The organism is Bacillus massiliglaciei (assembly GCF_900098925.1).
Lineage (GTDB): Bacteria > Bacillota > Bacilli > Bacillales > DSM-1321 > Peribacillus > Peribacillus massiliglaciei.
Genome location: NZ_LT622358.1, coordinates 82,111 through 95,318 on the forward strand (window position 1 = coordinate 82,111; position 13,208 = coordinate 95,318).

The 13,208-nt window shown below is 36.2% G+C and carries 11 protein-coding genes and 4 pseudogenes; 8 read left to right on the top strand and 7 right to left on the bottom strand.

Going from position 1 to position 13,208, the window contains the following annotated elements; genetic code table 11:
* Nucleotides 1-246: 246 nt before the first annotated feature.
* Nucleotides 247-375, bottom strand: a pseudogene (locus tag BQ4305_RS21850) (ribonuclease); the annotation flags it as partial.
* Between the two features lie 750 nt (nt 376-1,125).
* On the opposite strand from BQ4305_RS21850, the gene BQ4305_RS08740 reads away from it, so the two are divergent.
* Entirely contained in the window at nt 1,126-1,419 is a 294-nt protein-coding gene (locus BQ4305_RS08740; protein WP_063596904.1) for a hypothetical protein, read from the top strand.
* Between the two features lie 150 nt (nt 1,420-1,569).
* Here the strand turns inward: BQ4305_RS08740 and BQ4305_RS08745 are convergent.
* Nucleotides 1,570-2,085, bottom strand: a pseudogene (locus BQ4305_RS08745) (undecaprenyl-diphosphatase).
* Nucleotides 2,086-2,663: 578 nt separating this feature from the next.
* Here BQ4305_RS08745 and ytfJ point away from each other — a divergent pair.
* Complete coding sequence (gene ytfJ / locus BQ4305_RS08755; protein ID WP_063596902.1) at nt 2,664-3,143, top strand: GerW family sporulation protein; 480 nt, start codon at nt 2,664-2,666, stop codon at nt 3,141-3,143.
* A 1,441-nt stretch (nt 3,144-4,584) separates the two neighbouring features.
* Here the strand turns inward: ytfJ and BQ4305_RS08770 are convergent.
* Complete coding sequence (locus tag BQ4305_RS08770; protein WP_110927450.1) at nt 4,585-4,815, bottom strand: hypothetical protein; 231 nt, start codon at nt 4,813-4,815, stop codon at nt 4,585-4,587.
* Between the two features lie 505 nt (nt 4,816-5,320).
* Nucleotides 5,321-5,599, bottom strand: coding sequence for a phospholipase D-like domain-containing protein (locus BQ4305_RS21400; RefSeq protein ID WP_063596899.1), 279 nt, complete (start codon nt 5,597-5,599; stop codon nt 5,321-5,323).
* 197 nt (nt 5,600-5,796) lie between these two features.
* Here BQ4305_RS21400 and BQ4305_RS08780 point away from each other — a divergent pair.
* Nucleotides 5,797-5,946, top strand: a pseudogene (locus BQ4305_RS08780) (Tn3 family transposase); the annotation flags it as partial.
* Between the two features lie 257 nt (nt 5,947-6,203).
* On the opposite strand, the gene BQ4305_RS08785 reads toward BQ4305_RS08780, so the two are convergent.
* Together BQ4305_RS08785 and BQ4305_RS08795 are read right to left on the bottom strand one after the other, a co-directional pair.
* Nucleotides 6,204-6,887: a DUF421 domain-containing protein gene (locus BQ4305_RS08785; protein ID WP_048686163.1), complete on the bottom strand. Its 684-nt coding sequence runs from the start codon at nt 6,885-6,887 to the stop codon at nt 6,204-6,206.
* A 679-nt stretch (nt 6,888-7,566) separates the two neighbouring features.
* Nucleotides 7,567-9,085: pseudogene (locus BQ4305_RS08795) on the bottom strand (phospholipase D-like domain-containing protein).
* Nucleotides 9,086-9,278: 193 nt separating this feature from the next.
* Between BQ4305_RS08795 and BQ4305_RS08800 the strand changes: the two are divergent.
* The gene (locus BQ4305_RS08800) at nt 9,279-9,512 is read left to right on the top strand and encodes a hypothetical protein (RefSeq protein WP_048689180.1); all 234 of its coding nucleotides are present in this window, start codon (nt 9,279-9,281) and stop codon (nt 9,510-9,512) included.
* A 381-nt stretch (nt 9,513-9,893) separates the two neighbouring features.
* On the opposite strand, the gene BQ4305_RS08805 is transcribed toward BQ4305_RS08800, so the two are convergent.
* On the bottom strand, nt 9,894-10,190 hold the full coding sequence (locus BQ4305_RS08805; protein WP_048689178.1) for a hypothetical protein: 297 nt from the start codon (nt 10,188-10,190) through the stop codon (nt 9,894-9,896).
* A gap of 750 nt (nt 10,191-10,940) precedes the next feature.
* Between BQ4305_RS08805 and BQ4305_RS08810 the strand changes: the two genes are divergently transcribed.
* The 4 genes from BQ4305_RS08810 to spoVAD all read left to right on the top strand — a co-directional run bounded on the left by BQ4305_RS08810 (nt 10,941) and on the right by spoVAD (nt 13,207).
* Nucleotides 10,941-11,147 (top strand): DUF1657 domain-containing protein, encoded by a 207-nt coding sequence (locus BQ4305_RS08810; RefSeq protein ID WP_048689175.1) that lies wholly within the window; start codon nt 10,941-10,943, stop codon nt 11,145-11,147.
* Between the two features lie 79 nt (nt 11,148-11,226).
* Nucleotides 11,227-11,694 (top strand): YhcN/YlaJ family sporulation lipoprotein, encoded by a 468-nt coding sequence (locus BQ4305_RS08815; RefSeq protein ID WP_110927451.1) that lies wholly within the window; start codon nt 11,227-11,229, stop codon nt 11,692-11,694.
* A gap of 20 nt (nt 11,695-11,714) precedes the next feature.
* A complete protein-coding gene (gene spoVAC / locus BQ4305_RS08820; protein ID WP_110927444.1) occupies nt 11,715-12,194 on the top strand; it encodes a stage V sporulation protein AC in 480 nt (159 codons plus the stop codon).
* The gene (spoVAD, locus tag BQ4305_RS08825; RefSeq protein WP_063596894.1) at nt 12,194-13,207 is read left to right on the top strand and encodes a stage V sporulation protein AD; all 1,014 of its coding nucleotides are present in this window, start codon (nt 12,194-12,196) and stop codon (nt 13,205-13,207) included. The genes spoVAC and spoVAD overlap by 1 nt, the downstream gene beginning before the upstream one ends.
* The last annotated feature ends 1 nt before the right edge of the window (nt 13,208 follow it).

Genomic DNA, 13,208 nt, shown 5'->3' on the forward strand with positions numbered 1-13,208 from the left:
TCTGGTAAAGAGATTCGTTAATCTTACAATAATTATACTTACAAAGTGAGCCCAAAAGGCTATGCAGCTTAACTTTTTAATGATAGCCATTCTGCCCATTTGCAGAACCTGATGTTTTATGGTTCCCCTTTTTACCCTTATGCTTTCCTTTCTTACTCATGAAAGAATTCCTCCCCAATACAAGATGTTATTTCTTGATTAGTGTTCGTTGAAGAGCTTTCAGGTATTACGGGAACTGAAGGAAGCTCATTCACATTTTGGATGATCTTCATTTATGAAGGCATTGATTTCTCCCACTATAATGATGATGAGCCCAGATAGATAAAACCAGTTCATTAACACAATGATGCCATCAAGACTGCCGTATGTAGCAGACTTAAAGAAAAATTCCTAAAGGATTTTGATATCATAAGTTTTAGGGGAATGACCAAGTGAATTTTTCGGAGAAGAATTTTTGTGGACAAGCTTAATGCAAATGAAATAGTTGTTGAACTCCCATGAAGAATGGGCTGGCGCCAACGACGAGAAAAGGATTAATCTCCCATGAGTGCTACCCCTATAGGGCGCGACAGTCGGTGGTACACGTAGTCGTTGGAGTCAGAGACTAACAGATGGGCTCTAAGGCACCATAGTTCAAAGACCTTCTTCGCAAGCCATTAAACATTATTGACCCGGAACCCCATTTTTATTCTCTGTGGTACAGCGCCGGTTTTCCGCTGCATGGATGGCTAACATGTGCGATACTTCAATAACGAAGCGTCGCTTTTTTTCTTATAGAGCTAAAGGGGCAGGTAAGTTTAAGAAGGAATTTCATATATAAAATAGTAAAAAAGGTTAGTTTTGAAAACGAGTAAAATACAGAAGGAGTAAGAAATTGATATGACAACCGGAAACAACAGGCAAAAAATCAATGAAATTGTGGCTCCTATTACTTCTTTTATTTATCTGTAAAATGTTTCTATTCTTATATCTTAATCAGTTTAAATACTTTATCGAATTTGGTTTACTGAAATTTAAGTCCATATCAAAACATTGCCAGCATCATCAAACCCCTAAAAGCAAATATTAGATGATGGAAGGGGAAAATTTTGCTTTCCAAATTTTATATAGAGGAAGTGTCTGAAAATGAATAACTGGATACCAGCGCTTTTGAATACAGGGAGAAGGCAAAACATGTTAAAGATGTTTAGCAGAAAAAGAAATAATAGAGGTATGATGTGGGCGTCTTTATTAGGTCTAGGAGTCAGTGCAGCTGTTTATGGATTAGGAAGAAATCAAAACAGAAATATGCTGCGTCCTGTTCAAAATGTAATGAATAATATTCGAACGCAAACAGCTGGCCGAATGCCAAACGCTGCTGCTATAACAGAGTTTTCAAAGGAATTAGTACCTGACAAAAATCCTTTAACAAACAAATGAATTTCTTCACATAAAAATGCCCACTTCAATGTGGGCATTTTTATGTGAAGAAATTGGAATCAGTAAAATCTGAAATTTCTCTTGGTAAAAGACTGATTCCTGTATAAAAACAAATAATATTCCCACATGATTTCGACTAAAATATAGCTGCTATTGACGGGCAAAATAATTTACGAAGTGGGCAATTTTATCTAATATGATGCTGGACATGGTGGCAATAAAGGCACTTCCGATAATATCAGATGGATAATGATGTCCTACCCAAATACGTGAGAAGCCCGTCAACATAGATAATACTCACATGATTGAACCAAGGACACGGTCATAAAGAAAGATAGAAGTAGATATAGCAAATACAAGCAGAGTATGTTTACTTGGAAATGAAGAATCCATTTTTGAAGGAATGAGTATGCCGACCCGACGTTTCACAAACGGACGTGGTTTAAAATAAAACAATTTAATCAAAGTGTTAATAAACAAAGTTACCCCCACAGATATCACCGCGTTGCAAGACACTTTTTTGTAAGAATCATTTCTAAACCACATGAAAATCAAAACAAAAATAAACACATAACGAATTTTATTTGATATCAATATCATCAGCAAATCAATTGGAGAACAATTTCTAGAAAGTTGATTGATTGACTTAAATACTTTGTAGTTCATAAAATTTATCTCCTTACATTATAGATACAAATAAAATTCCCTCTTAAGCAAGAAATATGTAAAAATCGGGAAAAGAGAATTCTCTGGAATAAGGGAATGGGGTCTAGTCAGAATCCAGTTGTTTCTTTGTATAAGTTATCAAAAATAAGACATAACCAGGTATATGATGGTCAATACATTATGGTAGTCATATTCGTGAATTATGTTATCAGTAAAGAAGATTTGCTGTTAATGGCAAATGATTAGATTATTATTGAAATTATAGGGTTTTATGGTAAAGTAAACCAAAAATCAAGGATTGGATGTTAATTTTGATCAGACTTTATTTTAAGTCAACACTACAAACCAAAATGCAAAATTGAAGGCGGTTCCAGATATCAACGATTTCTCCTCACTTTCAAGCTGTTGTTTCACAAACATCTCTTATATGTATTTTTCAATTTCGAATCGGGCATGCTGTTATCAGGAATTAAACTGATTAAATTTTGGAAAGGTGGACGGTCGAATTTTAAAACTAAACCGCTTTCTGCCCTATCTTATGATAAATCAAAATCTGTATAGAAAAGGAGGAGAAGTATATGTCTGACCATCCAATTCAAGGGCTAATGACAACTGCTATGGAAAATCTGAAAGAAATGATTGATGTTAACACTATTATAGGAGACCCTGTTGAAACCCCTGATGGCAGTGTGATATTAACTGTTTCTAAGGTTGGTTTCGGATTTGCAGCAGGTGGAAGCGAATTTATGCTTGATGGAGATTCAAGTAGCAGCGGTCAAGGACAATCAAAGGGACAACCTTTCGGTGGAGGAAGCGGAGGCGGTGTTTCCATTACCCCAATTGCCTTCTTAATTGTGAATTCCAATGAGGTGAAAATGGTTCATCTTGATGAAAGCACGCATTTATATGAAAAGATACTCGATCTTGCTCCTCAAGCAGTAGATAAGATTCAGCAGATGTTCAATAAGAACGGCAATGACAATAGCAGTCAGAACCAACAGAATCAAAGCTCCAATCTGCAAGATTATAATGGACCAAAGCAGGACTTAGATCTGTAAGCGAAAGACGTTAACTTTTACTCTGAGAAGGTTTAATATTTTTTATCCTATCAGAAATTATATCTTTCTGAATGTTAGACAGTTCACTAGCTCCTGTTCTAGGGGCTAGAGGTCATAAGCCAATCCGTAAGAAGGTTAAAGAACAACCTCCTGCTGGTTCGCCTTATATAAAACAGTAAGTTAAATAACTAAAAGGTGCGATACTTCAATAATGAAGTGTCGCTTTTTTCGTGCGCCCGGCATGGGTGCAATCTATAGGGTGAAAGTCCCGAACCATGAAGGCAGTAGTAGTGGTTAGCTTAATGCAAGGGTGTCCACGGTGACGTGGAATCTGAAGGAAGCAAGCGGCAAACCTCCTGAGAGTTGCTGATTTTAGTTCAGAGGTTTTAGTGATGGGTGTATATTCAGAACAGGGTGTTGTTCTTATAGAACCTCAACAAAAAGTAAAAAAAGGAGACCGATTAGGATAAGGTCTACTTTGAACGTACAAAAAAAACACAAGTGAGTATCAATTAGTCTGAACCCCATAAATGGTTTTCAGACTAAAATTCTTCCACTTGTGTTTTTTGTTTTTCGCTAACCTGGGGTGTCAATTGGTTAAGGGTCAAAAGAAAAACCCTATATAATACCTTTTATTGTAGAATTATTCTTCCGACTTCTCAAAAACCATGGTTTTTGAACAGGTGCGTTAGTTTATAAGAAAGCCACCAATTTGGTGGCTTTTTGAATGTGTGGTTCTTAGCATTATCATACATTCAAATTAGTTTTAAAAAGTACCCCTTATTCAACTATAGGGCACTGTTAATACCTTTAATAAAGGTTCATTTTTTATTGCTTTTACAATAAGCGAATTATGTTTATATTTGGTTTCTGGGAAGTTGCACCATTTCCTAATCAAAAAAAATAATCAGCATTACCATTTAATTTGGGGAAATTTATCCTATTTGGCAAGTTACCTGATTTCCGGGAATATTCATAAAAAGAGCATTTTATTAAAAGTGCTTGCGATGGATGCTGACTGGTTTTCACTGGGAATAACCGACATTAATTTTATTTCAATAATTGCTGTTTCCGATCTTATAGGGGTCCTACCACATGCCCATCAAGCTAAGGCAAACATCGAAAACAACGTTGCATTTTAATCACTTTATAAATAATAACTATTTGTAATCAATATGGGGATTTGCCCGTGTTGGCAAAAATTATAGGTACACACAAAGCAACAAGACAAAAACCATGCAATACAGGAATGAGTTGGTACCCCATTCGTAAAAGTACACTTTTACGAAAGGATTTTAATTAATTACTTATTCTAAGAAGTGTTATGGTAACTGAACTATAAAAATAACTAGATTTATTTGTTCATTGAGCATTATTACAAAGCTACAACTAAACAAAAAAATACCACCCTTAAAAGTGGCACTCGAAAAAGGACTTTTATTTAACCATCGAAATAAATATGAGAATTTAAGTTTATGCTTAAACTGATCTTTCTATATAATGCAATAACTGGTTTATCTTTAATTTCCCAATCTTCAGTACTTATCATAGGGATATGGTATTCCCTTTCCATTTCGGTCATTAACTCAATTAATAGATGGCTTCTCATAGGCTCTTTTACTAAAAGAATAATTTCCTGATATTCTTCGTCTAATTTCGCTAATGTTTTCATACTATTGTCCCCTCCATAGTCCATGGGAATTATACCTTTCCCTAGTATGTTTAATCCTCTCCAATCAAGCACCGCCCTAGTCTTACTAGGTCACTTGCAATGGGACATTCTCCCTGAAAAGAAGTGCTCAAATAGGAAAAAGAGGAATTGACTTCTAAGGCCAATTCTTATCGAATTATTTTTCCATATATATTGGAGTTATTACCTCATTGATGACAAGAAAAATTTTTGGATACGTAATGGATGGTACGATGCATATAACCAACAAAGAATGGAAAAAAATGAAGGACGAGAGTCAGGGAGATGAAGAGTTTCGGTTGCCCCTGAGCGTTTCGCCCTTCGTAGTTAATATAATCCATTTCGTAAAAGATATACGAAGATTGTAAAATGAACAAATCTCGCAGGGGCAAGGATCTAGGCGTCACTCGTTACAATCTTACAATGATCCCGATAAGTCCAATTGGACAGAATCCAGGGAAAGCGGAAAGGGAATATTGTCCGGCATTCAATCCCTGCAACCATCATCTGGAAGGATTTTATTACTAGGTTTGCTTCCCCAACCATCTCTTACAAAACGAACCCGAACACCGTTTGCTGCTTTCTCGACCAGCAGTTCTGTGATTCGATTACCAATTTTGGTCGTTCCGATAGATGTATTATTCCAAATCAATGTTTTTTGGGCTGTTTGTAAGGATTCGATGAGTTGTTCATACTTTGCTATTCCATTGTTAAGTACTTGAACTTGGCGGATTCGAAGCCCATGCGGTGAAATGCCGTAAAGCATCAACGATTACCGAGGCTGAATCACTATATGTATCAGGTAATTTGTCAGTTATTATGAGAGGATGTCAATTTTTACCGAAGAAATTGCTTAGGATTTGATGTGCTGAGATATAGCAAGAAACCAATGATAGGCAAAATAAGTCCGATTGTTATCCAATTTAAAGCCTTGGAAGGACGAACTTCCCAGATTGCTATCCTTTGATGGAAGGGGTTCTTCGTCATTGTACGGACATGGAAGTAGACCGAAATTATGTCGATACGCATGGACAAAGTGTTGTTGCTTTTGCTTTTTGCCATCTACTTGGTTTTAAATTGATGCCACACTTCAAATATATTGGTTCTCTAAAGTTTCGTAGTTTTCATTATTCTGTTCGGTGACCAAAAGATCAGCTAATCTCTTGTCATGATATTAGCTGGTCTTTGTAATGAACACTTAGACGTGAAAAGAGCGTACTCCTTACTCCGAAAAAGCGCCTGATTGTGGAAGGCCAAAGAATAACAAACGCCCTATCAGATAAATTTTTAAAACGGATTCTCTGGTTCATCTTTTTTAAATCCACATTATATTCTATCAAGAAAATTGATATGCTTTTATCCTACAAATTTCATTTGGGACTTATATGTATGCCTTCACTCTCTCTCCAATCTGCGTAGAGTATACGCTTAACATTATCATATCCATTGGTAGTTAATTGGGTATCTAACCACTGTTGATCAAATCCGAGTTTATGCAAATTATCCCATAGAATTTCCCCTTCTATAATTAACGATGTTGGGAGGTCTACTGTACTTTCTGGAAGATTGAGGTCTTGCTTGTCTGGTTTCTGATACTTGGATTTTAATAATATACTTATTTGCCCATTAGCTTCCAATATACCGTATTTGACTTCGCGAACTGAAAAAACATTATTTTGTCGAAGTATACTTAATACTTGATTTACATCCAATTTGTTCTTTTTAAGTAACTTTCGATCCATGACACCATCCCGAATGATGATGTTAGGATTGCCTAATAAGAGAGAACGTGTCGATTTATTTTTTAGAGTCATATACTCTATTCCCAACATAAGAAACGTCCACAATCCGATGGCATATAAAAAGTGAAAAGTACTTACCTTATCTTCATAAATGGTATTTCCTAAAAAATCTCCAAGTACTAACACAAAAACTAAGTGAAACGGGGTTAACTGAGAGATGGATGTTCTGCCTGTTATGATAATGATAAAAAATAAGGTGACAAAGCCTACGATGGTTTTGATTGTCAGTAAACCAATACTAACTTCTTCCAAAGTTTTTTCCTCCAATTTAAATTTTACTTAGTAGTAAGATCTTGAAGTTTAGATAAAAAGGCTAGTTTTAGTATTAAAGCTCGAGTTCCTATTCCAACGATGATGTAATATATGAATGAATAACTGTATCTCCACTCAAAATATCGAACCAAGGTAGGAATGCAATGGGATAATCCCAAAACCTATATTGTAAGCCCACTATTATCTAATAAGGTTGTTGTTATGATAATTATGGTACCAAAAAACAAAATTTCTAAAATAATGTCTCGTTTAACGAGTTTAGCCCATAGAACCCAAGGCACAACTAAAAAACCGACTAGTATCCACTATTCCCAAGTTAAAAACTCATTCTTTAGCCAATCATTTAGTTCTATAAGGTACGGTTTATCTTCTAATAAACGTATTTCCTTAAGATTTTCAAATATATTATCTATTGATATCCCCCTATATTTCAATTAAAGGTAACAGATATTTTTGAATTCAAACTCTTTGAGCTGCCTTTTTAGTATTACCGTTTTTTAGTAATGAATTTCCATCGTAAATAAGAAAAAAACCCATGTTGAAAGTTCTTCTTACACGGGTTTTCGACTTTTTTCAAATGAATCAGAAATATTTTAAAAACAATGAAATTTTTTAAATCTAGATTTAAGATAGAACAATAAAAACAGGATACATCAACTTATAATAATGGAGAAAGCAGGCGAGAACCCTGTTCAACAATGCGCTCGGTCAGGGATCGTTGCAACAAGTCTTCAATTCTTAATGATACAGAATCAGTAAGATCCCTCTCGAACTGCTCTGTGAGTTCCCTTGCCACATCAGCACTGTACACGACTTGACACACTTCATAATTCAGGCGAAAACTTCTCATATCATAGTTTGCTGCGCCTACTTCTGCAATTTCCTCATCAATGATCATCAGTTTCGCATGTAACATTCCTTTATCGTACTGGTAGATTTGGACCCCAGCTTCTATAAGTTCCCCGTAATAGGTACGACTTGCAAAGCCCACGATTTTTTGATCAATATGGCGAGGAACAAGTAATCTTACGCGTACACCACGAGCCACAGCTGTCTTTAATGCCATAATAATATCTGTTTCTGGTATAAAGTAGGGCGTTGTTATATCAATTGTTTTGGTCGCTTGTGTTATACATATAAAGTAAGCTTGCCGAATAACTGGTGTAGGAATTCCAGGGTTTCCTTCCAACGTATGGATGTATGCTTTTTGCAATCCTCCTGTCTTTGTTTGGGTATTGTCTGTTTTACCTTCTATAGGCCATAACTCAGATCCTAATTCGGCAGACCATCTTGAAAGATCTATGCTGCCGGTTGGATTGATTTCCTTTGATTTATATTTTGGGATTTTAGTGGGCTTTTTCGTTGCTTCAGATTTTGTTTTTGACTTTATCCGTTCTGGTACAGCGATATTCCAATGAACGTCGAAGATAGTCTGCAAGTCGCCTGTTGCTTCCCCTAAAATTTGCAAATGAGTGTCCCTCCAAAATCCTACGTCTGGCTTTAATCCTGTATATTCATACCCAACGTTCATACCGCCAGTAAAGGATTCCTTTCTGTCAATCGTGACAATCTTACAATGATCCCGATAATTCCAATTGGACAAAATCCAGGGAAAGCTTAAAGGAAATATTGTCCGACATTCTATCCCTGCTTCCACCATCTGAAGAATTTTTTGACGCGGAAATTTTTTACTCCCCCCAACCATCTCTAATAAAACGAACCCGCACTCCATTTACTGCTTTTTCGATCAGCAGTTCTGTGATGCGATTACCAATATGGTCATTCCGATAGATGAAATATTCCAGATCAATGGTTTTTTTGGCTTTTTGTAGGGATTCGATAAGTTGTTCATATTTTGCTATTCCATTGTTTAGTACTTGGACTTTGCCGACTCGAAGCCCGCCTACAGTAAAATACCTTAAAGCATCGGCGATTATCGATGCTGAATCACCATATGTATCAGGTAACTTATTAGACTCATTATGAGAAGAGGTCAATCTTTTACGATGAATAAGCTTGGGATTTGATATGCTAAGATATAGTAAGAAACCAATGACAGGCAAAACAAGGACGATTACTATCCAATTCAAAGCTTTGGCTGGCCGACGAACTTCCCAAATTGCTATGAATAACATAAAGAACGTATTTAACAAGTATAGATAAAAATTCCACTCCAACTAAAATTCCTCCCTTGTTTTTTCTTAACATATACAAACTATGTAGCGAGTATACGTTTGGAATACGAATGAATTGTTTAGATAGACCTTTTCTCATGAGACGCCCTAAATAATTTTAAGAATGGGGCTGCGAATACGTGGTAAAGGGAAGGTAAGAGAAGTATCGAACAGTTCCTAAAAGATAATTACAAAAATGGAGATCATAGCTAACGAGTATATAATCTACATCCCCTATACAACTGTCGATGCCTTAGAAAAGACTGTGTATGATATTCTCGGTGAATTGGATAATGAGGCTGATATGAGGAATTGTTTTATTGAAGCAGAGGTTTATTGCGATGAATTAGACTCGCATGGTAATTTCAATGGGTTTATTTTTGTTTTTTCCTATTGTCATTTCTTTTCTATTGCCTTATTTAACAATTAATTACTTTATTAGAAGAAATCCTGCGGACTAGAGCAGCTACCCTGTCACTAGGCCAATTAGTTTGTTAGCCCCTTTTTTGGAGGAGTATTAGTTGGATTATTGGCTGGAGCATTATTGAGTAGATATAGATATTATCCTTATCCATATATTCCTTATCCGTACTATCCATTGGCATACCCCCTTTATTCGTATTATTATTAATTATTTTAGCTCTGTAACTCTCCATACAGAAGTAGTCTCCAAATACTGGGGATAAAGATTTATCCCCTTGGAAAAGTAAACTTTTTTAGATATATAATAAAGTTCAATTTGAAGCATAAAAAAAATACCGTTTGAAAACAAACGGTATTAAAACATATTGCTGTTTATCTATTTAAATTATTATTCATCTGTATTATCTGGGTCGTTTACATCTTTAGGATCTTCAATTGGTTCTTCTGAATCAGGAACTAAATCAGCTTCATCATCATCTGGATCTTCTGAATCAGGAACTAAATCAGCTTCATCATCTTTATTTTCATCTGTATTATCCGGATCTGTTGCATCGTTAGGATCTTCAATTGGTTCCTCTGTATCAGGAGGAGCTGGATCATTATCCCCATCTGTATTATTACATCCCATTAACATCGTGGCAGAAAGAAAAACAACTGTTAATAGTCTTAACCAATTATGATTCATTTTTATCGTCCTCTCTATTGGTTTTTTACTTGCAATATTACCTTCTCCCTTTCAACCTTTTTTATACAATCAAATTTTACTGCATCAACTTTATCTTCAATCACAGAGAATTTCACGATGATGTTTTATAGCAGTGGATGGGAGTCACCCCGGTAAGGCAAGGCATTCAGATTTTGCACTCTATTTGTTTCCAAAACCCGGCTAAATGAAATCAGGGCTGGTTAAATCAACATCGATGTTCATAATTTTTTAAAATGGATTCTGAAGTTCTTAGCTTTATGCTCAAAATATCTACTAAGAATTGATTCATTTGATAAAAATAGCAATAAAAATATTCTTAATGGATATATTAAGAATTGTTCTTTATAAAAAATAAAAAAGGGGAAAGGAGCTAATGTTATGCAGTTACCCGAAGACTTTAAACATTTTTTAGGAATAAATCCAGCTAGGCATAAAACAGAAGGGCTAAGTGTAGATCCATGCTTTTCACAACCCATCATACATAAGGAAATACATGGGGATAAAGTATTCGTCCCATTGGATTTAAAAAGAGTTTGGAATCGTTTATAACAATAAAAAGAGCAACCGTGTAAATATAAAACGGTTGCTCTTTTATATTTTGTCATTTATTTTTAATTTCTTCTGATGACGGGTTTTGGATATAAAATATGGATAAATTTTGAATGTATATAAAGTTCTGTTTTCGCCATTCTAAAAAAGTAATTTATTAAAAACAAGGAGGCGTTATTCATGACAGTAATCAATGACCTTAAGACCACTCTTGCAGGTTTGAAAAGTGCACAGGCTAGCTTCGAAACCTTTTCACTTGGTACAGACAACGAACAAGCAAAGCAACTTTACCAAGATGCTGCTAAACAAACTCAATCCGTTGTAGACACCATTGAACCACGTATTCAACAAGTCGAACAAGAAGAACCCCAATACAAACAACAATAATGTAAAAGCTAGGGAAGGAAGGTTGGTTGAGTGTTAACCAACCTTTTTTACCTCAAGATAATAAATAAAGGGTGATCTCATGAAAGATAAAATAAACCAATTCATCATGTTTCTTTTATTACTAACTGTTATCGGATTAGGTTCAGGTTGTAATCAAAAACAATCTGGTGAGGACCATGAGGATTTAAGTATTTCACAGGTACATACAAGCAAGCCAATCAATCAATCCATGGCGAATCAAGCAAAAAAGAAGGTCATCAAAGAGGAAGACATTTCAGATGTGAAGGCTGTGAATACGGATAAAGAGCTATTGATAGCGATCAAAGTCGAAAACTTTGAGCGTTTTCAATTAAAGAAAATCGAAAAGCACGTGAAATCAGACTTGGAAAAAGACTATCCGGATCATAAAATCTTGGTTTCGACCGATTCAAAAATGTATTTGGAACTTGATCAATTAGAACAAAAAATCCAAAAGGATAACACCAATAGGAAGGAATTAGAAAAGGATTTTAATAAAATCAAAAGTCTGATGAAAGAAGAAACCTAAGGAGAAAGAGGGGTCGGACCATGTCGAATAAACAAAAGAAACAATTGACACCAGTTCAACAAGAATATCAAGGTATTCAAAAACACCGGGAAACAAAGAGACCAGTCGTTAAAAATTGCATAAAAGCATTTTTAACAGGGGGCCTTATTTGTCTGATCGGGCAGCTCATTTCTGCGTTTTATATTAATTATTTTGATTTTACGGACCAAACAGCTGGAAATCCAACCGTAGGGACTTTAGTTTTTATTACGATGCTTCTTACAGGTTTCGGGGTCTATGATCGTATGGCTCAATTTGGAGGGGCTGGGACGGCTGTACCGGTTACTGGTTTCGGCAATGCCGTCATTTCTGCAGCGATTGAACACCGAACCGAAGGGTTGGTATTAGGGGTAGGCGGTAATATGTTTAAACTTGCAGGATCGGTGATTCTATTTGGCGTCTTTTCTGCGTTTGTCATTGCCTTGATTAAAACAATTCTTGTACAGTGGGGTGGTTTGTAATGTTAGAAGGTCATCGTACATGGGTCTTCGAACAAAAGCCCGTGATTATTTCTACAGGTACAGTGGGAGGGCCATTTGAAGCAGATGGAGCTATCGCGAAAGATTTTGATCTTTTGCATACTGATTTATGGCTTGGACAGGATTCTTATGAAAAGGCTCATAAAATCTTTTTTGAAGAAGCTTGTCAAAAAGCCATGGAAAAAGGCGGAATTCAAAAGGAACAGGTTCAGTTTCTCCTGGCAGGAGATCTAATCAATCAGATTACTCCGACTAGTTTCGCATGCCGAACAATTGGTGCCCCTTATTTTGGGTTGTTTGGTGCCTGTTCTACCTCGATGGAAGGATTAGCTTTAGGGGCCTATATTGTCAATACAAACGGAGCCCAATATTTGTTAACAGGAGCTTCCAGTCATGATACAGCCGTTGAAAAACAATTTCGTTATCCAACGGAATACGGTGGACAAAAACCACCTACTGCGCAATGGACCGTGACAGGTGCTGGTGCGGCTTTATTAAGTAATACCGGGGAAGGGCCACGTGTCACGTCTGCAACCATTGGCCGTGTCATCGATATGGGATTGACGGATCCATTTAATATGGGAGGGGCGATGGCTCCAGCTGCAGTTGATACCATTGAAGCTCATTTAAAGGAAAGGAATATTGATCCATCTTATTACGATTTAATTGTCACCGGGGATCTTGGCCAGATTGGCCATGAAGTGTCCCTGGATTTATTTAAAAAGCATGGAACCCCTATTAGTGAAAACCAGTATCAGGACTGCGGATTAATGATTTATCGGGAAGGGCAACCGGTTTTGGCAGGAGGTAGTGGTGCGGGGTGTTCAGCAACAGTTGTCTATGGTCATTTATTAAACCGAATGAAAAAAGGTGAATTTAAAAGAATGTTAGTGGTGGCAACAGGGGCCTTATTATCCCCCCTATCCTTTCAGCAAAATGAAACGATTCCTTGTATCGCCCATGCGGTATCGATTGAATACGGGGGTGAACAATAGA